At 62.1% G+C, this 12,570-nt stretch carries 14 protein-coding genes and 1 other RNA gene; 10 read left to right on the top strand and 5 right to left on the bottom strand.

What is annotated here, in order from left to right; all coding sequences use genetic code 11:
- Nucleotides 1–89: 89 nt before the first annotated feature.
- The gene (gene acuI, locus VWZ85_RS10725) at nt 90–1,082 is read right to left on the bottom strand and encodes an acryloyl-CoA reductase (protein WP_416536082.1); all 993 of its coding nucleotides are present in this window, start codon (nt 1,080–1,082) and stop codon (nt 90–92) included.
- Between the two features lie 214 nt (nt 1,083–1,296).
- Here acuI and VWZ85_RS10720 point away from each other — a divergent pair, with 214 nt between their 5' ends.
- The 5 genes from VWZ85_RS10720 to VWZ85_RS10700 all read left to right on the top strand — a co-directional run bounded on the left by VWZ85_RS10720 (nt 1,297) and on the right by VWZ85_RS10700 (nt 5,313).
- On the top strand, nt 1,297–2,046 hold the full coding sequence (locus VWZ85_RS10720) for a FadR/GntR family transcriptional regulator (RefSeq protein ID WP_416588831.1): 750 nt from the start codon (nt 1,297–1,299) through the stop codon (nt 2,044–2,046).
- A gap of 60 nt (nt 2,047–2,106) precedes the next feature.
- Nucleotides 2,107–2,459, top strand: a transfer-messenger RNA (tmRNA) gene (ssrA, locus tag VWZ85_RS10715).
- Between the two features lie 363 nt (nt 2,460–2,822).
- On the top strand, nt 2,823–3,263 hold the full coding sequence (locus VWZ85_RS10710; protein WP_416536086.1) for a nuclear transport factor 2 family protein: 441 nt from the start codon (nt 2,823–2,825) through the stop codon (nt 3,261–3,263).
- A 129-nt stretch (nt 3,264–3,392) separates the two neighbouring features.
- On the top strand, nt 3,393–4,700 hold the full coding sequence (gene chrA / locus VWZ85_RS10705) for a chromate efflux transporter (RefSeq protein ID WP_416588226.1): 1,308 nt from the start codon (nt 3,393–3,395) through the stop codon (nt 4,698–4,700).
- Nucleotides 4,701–4,836: 136 nt separating this feature from the next.
- Nucleotides 4,837–5,313 carry an SspB family protein gene (locus tag VWZ85_RS10700; protein WP_416538673.1) on the top strand — a complete coding sequence of 159 codons (477 nt, stop codon included), beginning with the start codon at nt 4,837–4,839 and terminating at the stop codon, nt 5,311–5,313.
- A 231-nt stretch (nt 5,314–5,544) separates the two neighbouring features.
- On the opposite strand, the gene VWZ85_RS10695 is transcribed toward VWZ85_RS10700, so the two are convergent.
- Nucleotides 5,545–6,087: a hypothetical protein gene (locus VWZ85_RS10695; RefSeq protein WP_340545404.1), complete on the bottom strand. Its 543-nt coding sequence runs from the start codon at nt 6,085–6,087 to the stop codon at nt 5,545–5,547.
- 312 nt (nt 6,088–6,399) lie between these two features.
- On the opposite strand from VWZ85_RS10695, the gene fumC reads away from it, so the two are divergent.
- From fumC to VWZ85_RS10675, 4 genes are read left to right on the top strand one after another with little or no spacing between them, the layout of a single operon-like run.
- Nucleotides 6,400–7,794: a class II fumarate hydratase gene (gene fumC, locus VWZ85_RS10690; RefSeq protein WP_340545403.1), complete on the top strand. Its 1,395-nt coding sequence runs from the start codon at nt 6,400–6,402 to the stop codon at nt 7,792–7,794.
- On the top strand, nt 7,794–7,973 hold the full coding sequence (locus VWZ85_RS10685) for a DUF4169 family protein (protein ID WP_340545402.1): 180 nt from the start codon (nt 7,794–7,796) through the stop codon (nt 7,971–7,973). The genes fumC and VWZ85_RS10685 overlap by 1 nt, the downstream gene beginning before the upstream one ends.
- Entirely contained in the window at nt 7,966–8,184 is a 219-nt protein-coding gene (locus tag VWZ85_RS10680) for a ribbon-helix-helix domain-containing protein (protein ID WP_029601902.1), read from the top strand. Before VWZ85_RS10685 ends, VWZ85_RS10680 begins: the two co-directional genes overlap by 8 nt.
- 29 nt (nt 8,185–8,213) lie before the next feature.
- The gene (locus VWZ85_RS10675; RefSeq protein ID WP_416588225.1) at nt 8,214–8,435 is read left to right on the top strand and encodes an N-(5'-phosphoribosyl)anthranilate isomerase; all 222 of its coding nucleotides are present in this window, start codon (nt 8,214–8,216) and stop codon (nt 8,433–8,435) included.
- 48 nt (nt 8,436–8,483) lie between these two features.
- On the opposite strand, the gene VWZ85_RS10670 is transcribed toward VWZ85_RS10675, so the two are convergent.
- The 3 genes from VWZ85_RS10670 to VWZ85_RS10660 all read right to left on the bottom strand — a co-directional run bounded on the left by VWZ85_RS10670 (nt 8,484) and on the right by VWZ85_RS10660 (nt 12,167).
- Entirely contained in the window at nt 8,484–9,920 is a 1,437-nt protein-coding gene (locus VWZ85_RS10670; protein WP_416588223.1) for a cytochrome P450, read from the bottom strand.
- Nucleotides 9,920–11,170, bottom strand: coding sequence for a hypothetical protein (locus tag VWZ85_RS10665; RefSeq protein WP_416595462.1), 1,251 nt, complete (start codon nt 11,168–11,170; stop codon nt 9,920–9,922). Before VWZ85_RS10665 ends, VWZ85_RS10670 begins: the two co-directional genes overlap by 1 nt.
- A gap of 244 nt (nt 11,171–11,414) precedes the next feature.
- The gene (locus VWZ85_RS10660) at nt 11,415–12,167 is read right to left on the bottom strand and encodes a cytochrome c biogenesis CcdA family protein (RefSeq protein ID WP_416536090.1); all 753 of its coding nucleotides are present in this window, start codon (nt 12,165–12,167) and stop codon (nt 11,415–11,417) included.
- A 93-nt stretch (nt 12,168–12,260) separates the two neighbouring features.
- On the opposite strand from VWZ85_RS10660, the gene VWZ85_RS10655 reads away from it, so the two are divergent.
- A complete protein-coding gene (locus VWZ85_RS10655; RefSeq protein WP_340545398.1) occupies nt 12,261–12,494 on the top strand; it encodes a sulfurtransferase TusA family protein in 234 nt (77 codons plus the stop codon).
- Nucleotides 12,495–12,570: the final 76 nt, after the last annotated feature.

Below are 12,570 nucleotides of genomic sequence, written 5' to 3'. Positions count from 1 at the left end.
GCGTTCTGACAGGTTTCCCTGTGATCATCGCCCGATCAATCTCTGATCTGTCGACCTTCAGGCGGGTTGCCCCGTCAGCAGAGGCCGTGTCAGCCGTTCACATCAACGACAACGCGGCCCTTCACCTGCCCTTTCAGGATATCGGCGCCCAGCTGTGGCAGATCGGACAGGGTGGCCGGCTGCACCATCGCCTCCAGCTTATCCATCGGCAGATCGGTGGCGATGCGCTGCCAGGCCCGCAGGCGGTTGTCATAAGGCTGCATCACGCTGTCGATGCCGAGAAGGTTGACGCCGCGCAACAGAAACGGGATCACCGTGGCGGGCAGACCGGCCCCGCCTGCAAGGCCAACCGCCGCCACCGAGGCCCCATATTTCATCTGGCCCAGAACCCGCGCCAGCATCGCACCACCGACCGCATCAATGCAGCCCGCCCAGTTCTCGCTTTCGAGCGGGCGCTTTACCGTCTCGTTCAGCTCTTCGCGCGGCACGATCTGGGTGGCGCCAAGGGCGGTGAGATAGTCGGATGTCTCAGGGCGCCCGGTGACCGCCGCAACCTCATAGCCGAGGTTGGAGAGGATCGCGGTTGCCACCGACCCCACGCCACCCGCAGCGCCGGTCACCAGCACCGGGCCGTGGCCCGGTGTCAGCCCGTGATCCTCAAGCGCCATGACGGCCAGCATTGCGGTAAAACCCGCTGTGCCAACAGCCATGGCCTGGCGCGTGTCGATCCCATCCGGCAAGGGCACCAGCCAATCGGCGCGCACGCGGGCCTTTTGCGCATAACCGCCCCAATGGGCTTCGCCGACGCGCCAGCCAGTCAGCACAACCTTGTCGCCGGGTTTGTAACGCTCATCGCTGGAGGTCTCGACCGTGCCTGCAAAATCAATGCCCGGCACATGCGGATATTTGCGCACCAGTCCGCCGCCCGGACCAAGACAGAGGCCATCCTTGTAGTTCACGGTTGAGTAGTCCACTGCCACGGTCACCTCTGCATCCGGCAGCTGCTCGAGGCTGAGCGTTTGCACGGCGGCGGATGTCTCGCCGCTGTCTTCGTCCTTGGTCACAACCAATGCGTTGAACATGATGGGTCCTCCTCTGAATTCAACCTGACGCGCCAGGAGCGCGGACCCGCCGTGCAGCCGAAACGGCGATGGCGGGCGACTCAACTCTTGCCAATCAAATGTCAGACTTTTAAATGTCTGACAAATGATTTCTGCCGAGACGCGCGCCACGCCACAGGTCATCACAGAGATCATCACACAGGCCAAGACACTGGCCACCACACAGGGCACCGACATGAAGCTGAACCCCCGTAGCGCCGCGGATCTGTCGGCGCAGATTGCCGAAGCCATCCGCGATGCGATCATCAGCGGCGCCCTGCCTGTGGACCAGCGCCTGCCCTCGGAGGCCGAACTGGCCGAGCAGTTTCAGGTGTCCCGGCCAACAGTCCGCGAAGCCCTGAAGCGGCTGGCCGCGCAGGCGCTGATCCGCACCCAGCGCGGCGCCACCGGCGGCGCCTTTGTCAACCGGCTGAGTTTTGAGGATGCCTACGCCCAGCAGGTGACCACGTCGACGCTGCTGCTGAGTATGAATGCTGTCAGTTTCGACACTGCCTGCGAGGCGCGCTATGCGCTGGAACGGGCCTGCGCGCCGCTGGCGGCGGCACGTCGGACGGCGGATCAGCTGGCGACCATGCGCGCCGAGATCTTTCGTCAGGGCCAGCCCGGGCTGACGGATGAGGCGTTCTGCGCCTCGGATGTGGCCTTTCACCGGGCGCTGGTCGATGCGGCGAGCAATCCGGTGTTGTCCTACCAGCTGGCCGGAGCGGTCGAGGCGATGCAGCCGCTGATGAATATGATCACCTTTACCGCGCGCGACCGCGCCCGGATGGTGGCACTGCATGGCGCCATTGCCGATGCGCTGGAGGGGCGCGACGAGGCCGCCGCCACTGCCGGGCTGACCGCATTGGAGGACGAGACCCGCACGCTGGCCGCTGCGGTCTTTGCCCGGCGGGCTGCCGAAGCGACCAGGGGCGACCATGGCTAAACCACCGCCCCGGCGTCGTGGTGCAGCCGCTCCCGCCGGGACGTATTTTATGTGTCATTTCCCCTTTAACTCCGTATCGGCACGGCCTATATTCAGGGTGTTCCTTCGGGAACTATGGACATAAACGCGCTCGTAATAAGCGGATCGGACCCGGGGGCGGTACCCGGCGACTCCACCAAACATCCTTCATTTGGGGATCATGGGGTCGAAACAGGATCGACGAACGTCTAAAGGGGTTAGCTTTGTCTCGGCTGTCTGCCACCGTTATCGGCGAAACTTGTACAATTGCAAATGACAATCGTGCTCCGGCAATGGCAGTAGCAGCGTAAGCTGTTAATGTCGCCGAAACTAAGTCCTTGCGCCTAGCCGCGTAAGGCGGGGTTCGCAGGTACCTGGCAACAGAAACCTGCACTTCCTCCTCGCCTACTCCAGACTTCGATCTTGGCCTCGGCCCTACCGCAATATCTGTTTCTCACAATGCAGGCATCTCGGTACCACAGGCGCCCCCTGACGCCACATCCGGGGCCACGCCGAAGGTCGATACACCAGCGCAGATGCGCGGGAGGCACCAGAGGCGATCAAACTCGACTGCGGGCAGCGCCAACCGGAGCGAATGCCCATTGAATTGTTGTTAACACTTGTGCTTCAGTCTCATGTCTGACGACGGTCCAGTCTCGCGTCAGGCGTTGTTTCGACCAATGCTGCAACCCTGAATAAGGCTGCCTGCGCAACCCCGATGCTTCAACCGGTGTCAGTTTCTGACCCTTAGGGAATAAATGAAAAACAGTGAACGGCTCTTTCGATGGTTTCACGATGTCTGGGTCGGTCTGGACCTCGACCAGATTGAGCCGATGTTTCATCCTGAGCTTGAGGTAAACGGCCCTCTGCATGGCGCAATCGCAATTGCCGCGGACTACCGCGAAATTGTCGGCACGCTGCACAATCTCATGGAGGATCTTGACCTGACCCTGACCCATGCGCTGGATGACGGCGACTATTGCGCGATCCGGGTCCACGTGCGGTGCTATGGCCGCAGTTCGGATGACAAACTGGACTACTACGGCCAGCTGATTGTGCGGATGCAGGATGGTCAGATCCGGGAATTCCTGTCCAACTTCGACTATATGACCATGTTCGAGCAGCTCGGCCAGCTGCCACAGGACTGTCTGCCGATCTGCATGACCGGTGAGCGGCTGACCTGGATGGATGACACCTGACCAGGCAGCCGCAGGCGGCACTGTGAAGTTTCTGTAACCTCTCCGGTTTTCGGCCTCTCCACGGTCCGCGGCCACTGGCACTGGTCGCGCAGAATGCTACAAGGTCAGCGTCCAGCCAATGGTGCGCCTATGACCGACATGTCCGCAGACCCCGAGATTAGCCCAGCCCCCCCCCAGATCGCGATGGCGGATCTGATCCGGGTGTTTGGCCGCATTGGGCTGCTGTCCTTTGGCGGGCCTGCGGCGCAGATTGCATTGATGCACAAGGAGCTGGTCGAGGATCGCCCCTGGCTGAGCGAGGCCGGATTTCTGCGTGCGCTGTCGTTCTGCATGATGTTGCCGGGACCGGAAGCGATGCAGCTGGCCACCTACGCCGGCTGGCGGCTGCGTGGTGGCATCGGCGGGCTGATTGCAGGGCTGTTGTTTGTCCTGCCGGGCGCGCTGGTGATCGCCGCCCTGGTCTTTCTATACGTGAACTTTGGCACCCAACCTGTTGTTCAGGCGGCTTTCCTCGGCATCAAGGCAGCGGTGGTCGCGATTGTCCTTCAGGCGCTGCAACGGCTGGGAAAGAAGGCGCTGCATGGTGTCACCGATTATGGGCTGGCGGCTTTTGGCTTTGTTGCACTGTTCCTGTTCGGGCTGCCGTTTCCGCTGGTGGTTCTGGCGGCTGCGCTGATCGGCGCGCTGGGGGCCCGGCCCGCGCCCCCCTCTCCCGCCGGGCCGATCGGTCACGGGCCCGAGGCCGCAACGCCGTTCTGGTCGACACTGCTGATCTGGGGCGGGCTCTGGCTGCTGCCGCTGGCTGCTTTGAGCCTGTTCGGCCCGCAGCTGCTGGCGGATATCGGCTGGTTCTTTGCCAAGTTGGCGGTTGTCACCTTTGGCGGAGCCTATGCGGTTCTGGCCTATATGTCGCAGACGGTGGTCGGGCAGTACCAGTGGATCGATACCGGCCAGATGATTGATGCGCTGGGGCTGGCGGAAACCACACCGGGGCCGCTGATTCTGGTGACGCAATTTGTGGCGATGCTGGCCGGTGCGCTGGCCTCCGGGGCATGGATGGCGATTGCGGCCGGGCTGGTCGCGCTTTGGGCGACCTTTCTGCCCTGTTTTCTGTGGATCTTTCTCGCGGCTCCACATGTGGAGCGGATTGCCAGCCATCCCCGGCTGGGCGCTGCGCTGCGCGCAATCACCGCGGCCGTGGTCGGCGTCATCCTGAACCTGTCGGTCTGGTTTCTGCTGCATGTGCTGTTTCGCGAGATTGCGGTTCTGGAGCTGCCCGCGCTCACCCTGATGATGCCAGTCATGGCCAGCCTGAATGTCAGCGCTGCGCTTTTGGTGCTGGCCGCACCGGTGGTGGCGCTGGCCTGCGGTGGACGACTGGCGCTGATACTGCCGGTGATGGGCGGACTTGGCATCCTTCTGGCGCAGGTCATCTGAGCAACGCAATCCCAGCGCAAATGTCGGGCATTCCCCTGCTAGTGTCAGAAATTATTTACGAATCCCTAACGAGCGGGCCTTTAGTTTCCGGTAGAAATCCGTATTCTGAAACCAATAGAGACTTAAGGGTATCGGAATGTCCCGCGAAATTGACTATGGAAATCTGATGCATTCGGCCATGCGTGGTCTGATCCGATCTGTACTGGATGGGGTGGCTGAACACGGGCTGCCCGGAAATCATCATTTTTTCATCACCTTCGACACCTCGCACCCTGATGCGGAGCTGGCAGATTGGCTGTCGGATCGCTACCCTGGCGAGATGACCGTGGTCATGCAGCACTGGTTCGACAATCTGGAGGTCGGCGAGGACGGCTTTGCCATCACGCTGAATTTCGGCGATGCGCCGGAGCCTCTCTATATCCCCTATGACGCCATCAAGACCTTTGTCGATCCCTCGGTTGAGTTCGGCCTGCGGTTTGAGACGCCAGAGGATGACGACGACGCCGAAGAGATGATTGCCGAACTGGACGATGGCATCGAGATCGAGGTCGACGAAGACCCGGACGCGAAGAAGGCCGCCGACGTGGTATCGCTGGACAGTTTCCGCAAGTAACACGCGGTTCCACGCGCCCATTCATTCACATCTGACCGCTAAGGTTCGTGAACCGGTGCTTGCATCGGTGCGCTCCTGTGGAGCCACTGAATGGGCCTCGATAGACGGTGTCCCGTGCGGTGCAGCCCTGACACGCCCCGTAGCCGCGCCTGTTTGACGCCGCCCGTGACGCCTTAGCTTTGCGCCGCAAGAGACTGTTAATAAAATATTTCGCCGGATTCGTCGCGGCGGTCAGTGACGTTCGAGGAAAGTTTTCAGCTCCTTGCGCGGCAACCCGTTGCGATGAGAGGAATAGACCAGATCCAGCCCGCCCTCTGCCAATGTCCGGTCATATTGCTGCATCTCGTAGTCGCCATTGGGGCCGATGAACATCGAGAAGACCGTCAGCGTATCGCCCACGATGCGGCCCCAGACATAGGGTTCGCCCTTCATCGGATCGAGCTGCACGGTATGGCCAAACACATTGCGTTTCATCGCGGCGGCAAAGATATCGTCCCGCTCGGTCGGCTGGAACTCGACACTATAGGACTTGGTCTTGCGCCGCCCATCCTTCTTCAGCGAGGTGGTTGTCCATTGTACATAGAAGCCTTCATCGCTTTTGGCGATCGGGCCGATCTGCACGGTGGCATCACGGTGTTCCTCGCTGCCGTCAGCGTTGGGCACCACCAGAGAGCCCTGATAGCGGCCAAAGAATGGCCGCACATCAGCGGCCAGCGCCTGCCCGGCAAAAATCACGATCAGCGCAAGTGTCAGAAACCCGGCCTGAAGACGCATCTGCAGCCGTGATACACACCGCGTCGCCGCCTCGGGCGTGCAGTGGCGCCTGCCCTGTGAGGTGGCCAAAGATGGCTGCAATGGTCGGTGTCTGAGCACAGGCGGATCCTTCGGTTTGGGCTGACGTCGGATTGTCTGAGCCTAATCTAGCGGTCTTCTGCCCCGGTGCAATGGCTCATCCCGCATTGGCCTCTATACCTCGGGTGCGGAATGGCTATGCTGCGCGAAACTGCGCAATTGCCTCGTGGTCCGGCACGGGGTAGACGGCATACCAACGCATACATTTAGTCATCATCAGACGGAGAGAGACTTATGTCCGATACCCGCACCGAAACCGACAGCTTCGGTCCGCTTGAGGTCCCTGCAGACAAGTACTGGGGCGCTCAGACCCAGCGCTCGATCATGAACTTCCCTATTGGCTGGGAAAAACAGCCCGTCGCCATCGTGCGCGCGCTGGGGGTGATCAAACAGGCCTGCGCCATGGCAAACAAGGCCTCGGGCGCGCTGGATGCGACGCTGGCGGATGCCATCATCCAGGCTGCGGGCGAAGTGATCGAGGGCAAGTTCGATGACAACTTCCCGCTGGTGGTCTGGCAGACTGGGTCCGGCACCCAGTCCAACATGAACTCCAACGAGGTGATCGCCAACCGCGCCATCGAGATCCTCGGCGGCACCATCGGTTCCAAGGATCCGGTGCATCCGAATGATCACTGCAACATGGGCCAGTCCTCAAACGACACCTTCCCCACCGCGATGCATATCGCCACCGCGATGATGGTGCGCGACGTGCTGGTGCCGGGGCTGACGAAACTGGCCGAAGGGCTGGAAGCCAAATCCGAGGCCTTCAAGGATATCATCAAGATTGGCCGCACCCATACGCAGGATGCCACCCCGCTGACGCTGGGCCAGGAATTCGGCGGCTACGCCCATCAGATCCGTCAGGGTCTGGCCCGGGTCGAGGCGGCGATGCCCGGCATCTACGAGCTGGCACAGGGCGGCACCGCCGTTGGCACCGGACTGAACACGCAAAAAGGCTGGGGCGAGACGGTCGCTGCCAACATGGCCGAGATCACTGGCCTGCCGTTTGTCACTGCGCCGAACAAGTTCGAGGCACTGGCCGCCCATGACGCCATGGTGTTCCTGTCCGGCGCGCTCGCGACCATTGCGGGCAGCTGCTACAAGATCGCCAATGACATCCGCTTCCTCGGCTCCGGCCCGCGCTCCGGCCTTGGCGAGCTGATCCTGCCGGAGAACGAGCCCGGATCGTCGATCATGCCGGGTAAGGTGAACCCGACCCAAGCAGAGGCGCTGACCCAGGTTGCCGCCCACGTGATGGGCAATGATGCCGCGATCAAATTCGCAGGCTCGCAGGGCCATTTCGAGCTGAACGTCTACAACCCGATGATGTCCTACAACCTCCTGCAGTCGATCCAGCTCCTGGGCGATGCGGCGGACAGCTTCACCGAGCGGATGCTGAACGGCATCGAGGCCAATGAGCCGCGCATCGACAAGCTGATGAAGGAATCGCTGATGCTGGTCACCGCGCTGGCGCCGACGATTGGCTATGACAATGCCACCAAGGTTGCCAAGACCGCGCATAAGAACGGCACCACGCTGAAGGAAGAGGCCATTGCGCTTGGCTTCGTGGATGAGGCGACATTTGACGCGGTGGTGCGGCCTGAGCAGATGATCGGTCCCAAGGGCTGATGGTGAAACCGGTCAATCTGAACCGGTATCGCAAAGACAAGGCGCGGGCCGAGAAAAAGGCCCGCGCTGACCGAAACGCCGTGACCTATGGCCGGACCAAAGCCGAGAAGGATCTCGACAAGGCGCGCAATGCGCAGGAGATCGACCGGCTGGACAAGCACCGGCGCGACGATGACTAACCGGCCCAGAAAACACTCTCTGACCCTGCGGGGCCACCGCACCTCGGTCTCGCTCGAAGATGAATTCTGGCAGGCCTTCCGCGAGATTGCAGCCGAAGACGGGCGCGCCATCAATGATCTGGCCGCCGAGATCGACGAAACGCGCGGCGTGGATTGCGGTCTGGCCTCGGCCATCCGCCTGCATGTCTTGCGACGCTTAAGGTCACGTTAATCAGGGCTTGGGATCGTATCGCCATACCGATGCCCGCCCCGCCTACCACCGACAGCTGGCTGTTGCGGCTGTTCCAATCTCAGGCCACTGCCCGAGGTGGCGTGATCCGCCGCCAGAATCGCGACATCGACCGGCTGCTGGGTTGGGAGCGTTTTCGGCGCGAGCTGAAACGCAGGGGCGTTCACGCGGTTGAAAACGTAAGTCGGGTGATCCTCTTTTGCCATCAGGACGCATTGCGCATCATTCAGTGACGCAAATATCCTAGACGAAATTTGCCAATAGAATTCGAATTTCCTTGGCTAGCGCGGTGTCAGCTGCAGCCAGATCCCGTTCTTTGACCGAACCGTCAGATGGGCCACCGGGATCGGCTCTTTGCCTGATACCGGCGCCACGCGAAACCTTCGCAGGATCATCGACAGGATCAGCGGCCCCTCGACCATGGCAAACCCCGCGCCGGTACAGACGCGTGGTCCGGCCGAAAAGGGGATATAGGCCTCGCGCTGACAGGTCTTGCCATTCTCGGTCTGCCACCGCCCCGGATCAAACCCGTCCGGGTTCTCCCAGAGCCGCGTATGGCGGTGCAGGTGCCAGGGGCTGAGCACGACCTGAGCGCCCTTTGGCAGGGTGCGGCCACGAAATTGCTGCGGACAGGTCGTCTCGCGCACCATCATTGGCACCGGCGGGTAAAGCCGCAGCGCCTCGCGGAATACATCACGGCTGACCCTGAGCTTGCCCACTTCCGCGAAACTGTCGAGTGACAGATCCTGAGCCTCCGCCGCGATCCTGTCCTGCCAGTCGGGCGCAAGGGCCACCAGATAGAGTGCCCAGGCCAGGGCCGAGGCACTGGTTTCATGCCCGGCCAGAAAGAAAATCGCGACCTGATCGACCATCTCCTGGGTTGAGAACAGATCTCCGGTTTCGGGGTCCGCCGTGGTCATGATCTTGGTGGCCAGATCATCCGGGGCGCCGCCTGCCGCGATGGTCGCCATCCGCTGTTGGGTGAGATCGGTGATCAGAGCCCGGATCCGCGCGGCGTTGCGGCGTGTGGCAAGGCGGTGAAACCGCGGCATCCAGCGCGGCAGCGGCACCAAGGCGGCAATATTGAGGATCGGCTGCGCCTGCTGATAGGCCCGAAAGCGATGAAAGACCTCCTGCGCCATATGATGCTCTATCGGGATCGAAAACAGCGTGCGAAAGATCACATCGGCCGCCGCATGAGAGGTCACGGATTCGATTTCAACTGGGTGGCCGGGGGTTTCGCGCTGTTGATCGGTGAGTCGCGCCACCGCGGCCTCGGCGGCGTCATGGATGGCCGGATAGATCTGGCGCAGGCGGCCACCTTCAAAGGCCGGGTCAATGATCCGGCGCTGGCGCTTCCAGACCTCGCCATTGGTCAGAAACACCGAATTCCCGAGCAGCGGGCGCAGCCCCTCGCTGATGCGGCTGGATTTCGGGAAGCTCTCCGGGCGCTGTTTCAGCACCGTATCAACCAGATCCGGCTGATTGACCAGATAAGAGCGAAAGAAGGGTGTGCGAAACTCTGCCATCCAGGCGCGGTAGAGTTTGGCGGGCTGTGCCGATAGAAGATCGGCGCGAAACAGCCGCAGATAGCGCCAGAGCGAGACCTTGTCGGCGCGCGCGGGCGGCTTGGGCGGGGTTACCGTTGATCCTGCGGAACCGGGCGCCGAGCCGGGTATGGCTGTGGTTGGATCTGACGTTTTGCCTTTGCCCGCCATCAGTCCCCCAACGAGGTATATTTGGACGCGGTGACATCAATCCGGGACCGCGAGGGGTTGCGGTTGCGATAGCGGCTTTCGAGCGTCCTTGGCCCTGCCGTGATCTGAAAATAATCGTAATCCCCCGGCTGGTCGAAGGCGCAGAGATATTGAAAATGCAGCCGGAAAAACCGCCACCGCAGCGCGGCCCATCGTTCCGGGCTGAGGGTCTGGGTAAAGGCCGCCGAGATCACCAGCGGCCAGCGTTTTGTCGCGGGAGCAACGCCGCTCACGGCAACCGGATCACAAAGCGCAAAGGCACAGCCATCTCCCGGCGCCGTGACATCCACCCAGCACAGATCCCCGCGCCCGGACAGGTCGTGCAGATCACGGCGCAGCCGATGTGCCTCGGGCAGGAAGGAGACCATCGGGACCACCTGGCCGAGGCTCAGAAAGCCGAGGGTGGCATGACGTCCGGCCAGCCCGCTGCGCTGCACATCGGCCAGTACGCTGACCCCGATATAGGCGCCGGAGGAATGACCGACGACCAGCACCTCGTCATAGCTGGGGTCACTCAGGGCGACGGCAACCTCCCCGGCGAATTGTGCAATACGCTGTCCCAGTTCGGGCGCATAGGCGCCGCGCAGCGCGGCGGAATGGGCGTAATCATGCATCAGGTAATAGGCAAACAGCCGACCGTCCTGACGCCGGAACCAGCGCATCAGCGCCGCCGCCGCAATCAGCCCCAGCGCCCAGAACACCACCGCTGCCGCCGCAGCAGCCCAGCCCGCGGAGAGACCAAGCCAGGCAACAGCGCCCTGCCCGAGCCGGGCGATGGTCACGGCAAGCAGACAGGCAAGCACCAGCTGAAGCAGCAGCATACCCACAGGATAAAGCGCCGCGATCACCGGGCCTTTGCGCAGCCACATGAGCCGCCGCAAGGTGCCGGTGGAGATATAGATCCAGGCGGTGCGCAGCATCTGCCAATAGGTCTGCGCAATCGACGGCGCCATGCTGCCCTGAACAATGTCCGACCAGATCAGCACATCAACATCGGTGTGGACCTCGCAGCCCTCGATCTGTGCGGTGACCTGCCAGCCGAACCCGGGTGTTGCGGCAGCTGCCTGCGGTCTCTCGGATCGGGGCGAGAGCGACAACTGGTAGCCGGAAATCTCCGCCTGCCGGGCGCCCTCCGTCCGGTAGAGCTCGCGGTAGCGGCGCGGTGGCATCGGATCATAGCCCGGGATGTAGAACAGCTTGCGGCGGCGCACGGGCGGATCCTGCCCGTCGCACGGGGAGGCGCCACTCTTTTGCGCATCGGGCTTGCCAACGGCGGATGTCTTGGTTGTTTGCTCTTGCACGGACTGCGCGACCCGATTTGCCTGTTTGTCGTCGCGCCAGCTTAGCGGTGCCTTACAAAAAGAGTAAGCCCCGCCGGACCTCTGTCAGACGGGGCGATCTCGGGCGGGGATGTCGTGGCAACGGCGCAAAGCGACCGCCAGCCCGGACGGCAGGTCAGCCGAGGGTGGCCAGCGCCGGGAAGGTCTCAAGCAGCCAGAAAGAGAACTCAGAGAAAAGGCCGGTGACCAGCATGAACCCGACAACAATCAGCAGCAGGCCCATGAACTTCTCGATCACCCCCATGTAGGGTTTGATCCGGTTCATCAGGACCATCGACCGGGTCAGGAAGATCGCCGCCAGCAGGAACGGCACGCCAAGACCAAGCGCGTAGATCCCGAGCAGCAGCGTACCGCGCGCCACCGATGCCTCGGTCGCCGCCAGCGAAAGAATGGCACCGAGCTGCGGGCCGATACAGGGCGTCCAGCCAAAGGCAAAGGCGAGCCCGAGAATATAGGCCCCCACGGCCGAGCCACCGGATTGATCGGTTTCCATCCGCGCCTCGCGGTCAAGGATCGGAATGCGGAAAACCGACAGGAAATGCAGGCCGAAAATGATTACGACAACGCCTGAGATCTGCGCAAAGAGTTCCTGATTCTGCAGCACAAAGGCACCAAAAGCCGAGGCCGTGAACCCAAGCAGCAGAAACACCGTCGACAGCCCCATGACAAAGAACAGCGCTGCGACGATGGCCTTGCGCCGGGCATGGGTCGTGCCCTGAATCTCGCCAATGGAAACGCCGCTCATATAGGCCAGATAAGGTGGCACGATGGGCAGCACACAGGGCGACAGAAAGCTGATCAATCCAGCCGTCAGCGCCACCAGCATGGCAGGGATCAGCCCTGCGTCGATGATTTCAATACCAAACATGCCCAATCCTTAGACCAGCCTCTTGCAAAGGTCACGGGGGGCGCCGGTCACAACCTTGTGGACAGGATGAAACAACCGGATTATCTGCAAGGTATGACCGACACCAAAGAGACTCTGGACGCAATCGGGCTGCTGTGCCCCCTGCCCGTACTGAAGGCGCGCAAACGCCTGAAACCATTGGCCTCTGGCATGGTTCTGGAGGTTCATGCCGACGATCCGGCAGCGGTGGTGGATATCCCGCATTTCTGTCATGAGGCGGGCCATGAGCTGCTGGAAATCCGCGACAATCCGAAGCATCAGACCTATCTGATCCGCAAAGGCGGCTGAGCCTATCAGCCCGTGCAACCCTCTGTTCAGGGTACGGACATGGACAGGCTGTGCGCCTGGGCGGGCTGGTGATCGC

Source organism: Phaeobacter sp. JH20_29 (assembly GCF_048056175.1).
Lineage (GTDB): Bacteria > Pseudomonadota > Alphaproteobacteria > Rhodobacterales > Rhodobacteraceae > Phaeobacter > Phaeobacter bryozoorum.
Note: the sequence above shows the minus strand (reverse complement) of the source record. Positions and strands in the feature narration are given on the sequence as shown.

Excerpts from the sequence above, each read along its gene's own strand:
- VWZ85_RS10720 (WP_416588831.1), top strand. The coding sequence starts at position 1,297 with ATGAAGCTGAACCCCCGTAGCGCCGCGGATCTGTCGGCGCAGATTGCC.
- VWZ85_RS10700 (WP_416538673.1), top strand. The coding sequence starts at position 4,837 with ATGTCCCGCGAAATTGACTATGGAAATCTGATGCATTCGGCCATGCGT.
- acuI (WP_416536082.1), bottom strand. The coding sequence starts at position 1,082 with ATGTTCAACGCATTGGTTGTGACCAAGGACGAAGACAGCGGCGAGACA.
- chrA (WP_416588226.1), top strand. The coding sequence starts at position 3,393 with ATGACCGACATGTCCGCAGACCCCGAGATTAGCCCAGCCCCCCCCCAG.
- VWZ85_RS10710 (WP_416536086.1), top strand. The coding sequence starts at position 2,823 with ATGAAAAACAGTGAACGGCTCTTTCGATGGTTTCACGATGTCTGGGTC.
- VWZ85_RS10695 (WP_340545404.1), bottom strand. The coding sequence starts at position 6,087 with ATGCGTCTTCAGGCCGGGTTTCTGACACTTGCGCTGATCGTGATTTTT.
- fumC (WP_340545403.1), top strand. The coding sequence starts at position 6,400 with ATGTCCGATACCCGCACCGAAACCGACAGCTTCGGTCCGCTTGAGGTC.
- VWZ85_RS10680 (WP_029601902.1), top strand. The coding sequence starts at position 7,966 with ATGACTAACCGGCCCAGAAAACACTCTCTGACCCTGCGGGGCCACCGC.
- VWZ85_RS10675 (WP_416588225.1), top strand. The coding sequence starts at position 8,214 with ATGCCCGCCCCGCCTACCACCGACAGCTGGCTGTTGCGGCTGTTCCAA.
- VWZ85_RS10655 (WP_340545398.1), top strand. The coding sequence starts at position 12,261 with ATGACCGACACCAAAGAGACTCTGGACGCAATCGGGCTGCTGTGCCCC.
- VWZ85_RS10670 (WP_416588223.1), bottom strand. The coding sequence starts at position 9,920 with ATGGCGGGCAAAGGCAAAACGTCAGATCCAACCACAGCCATACCCGGC.
- VWZ85_RS10660 (WP_416536090.1), bottom strand. The coding sequence starts at position 12,167 with ATGTTTGGTATTGAAATCATCGACGCAGGGCTGATCCCTGCCATGCTG.
- VWZ85_RS10685 (WP_340545402.1), top strand. The coding sequence starts at position 7,794 with ATGGTGAAACCGGTCAATCTGAACCGGTATCGCAAAGACAAGGCGCGG.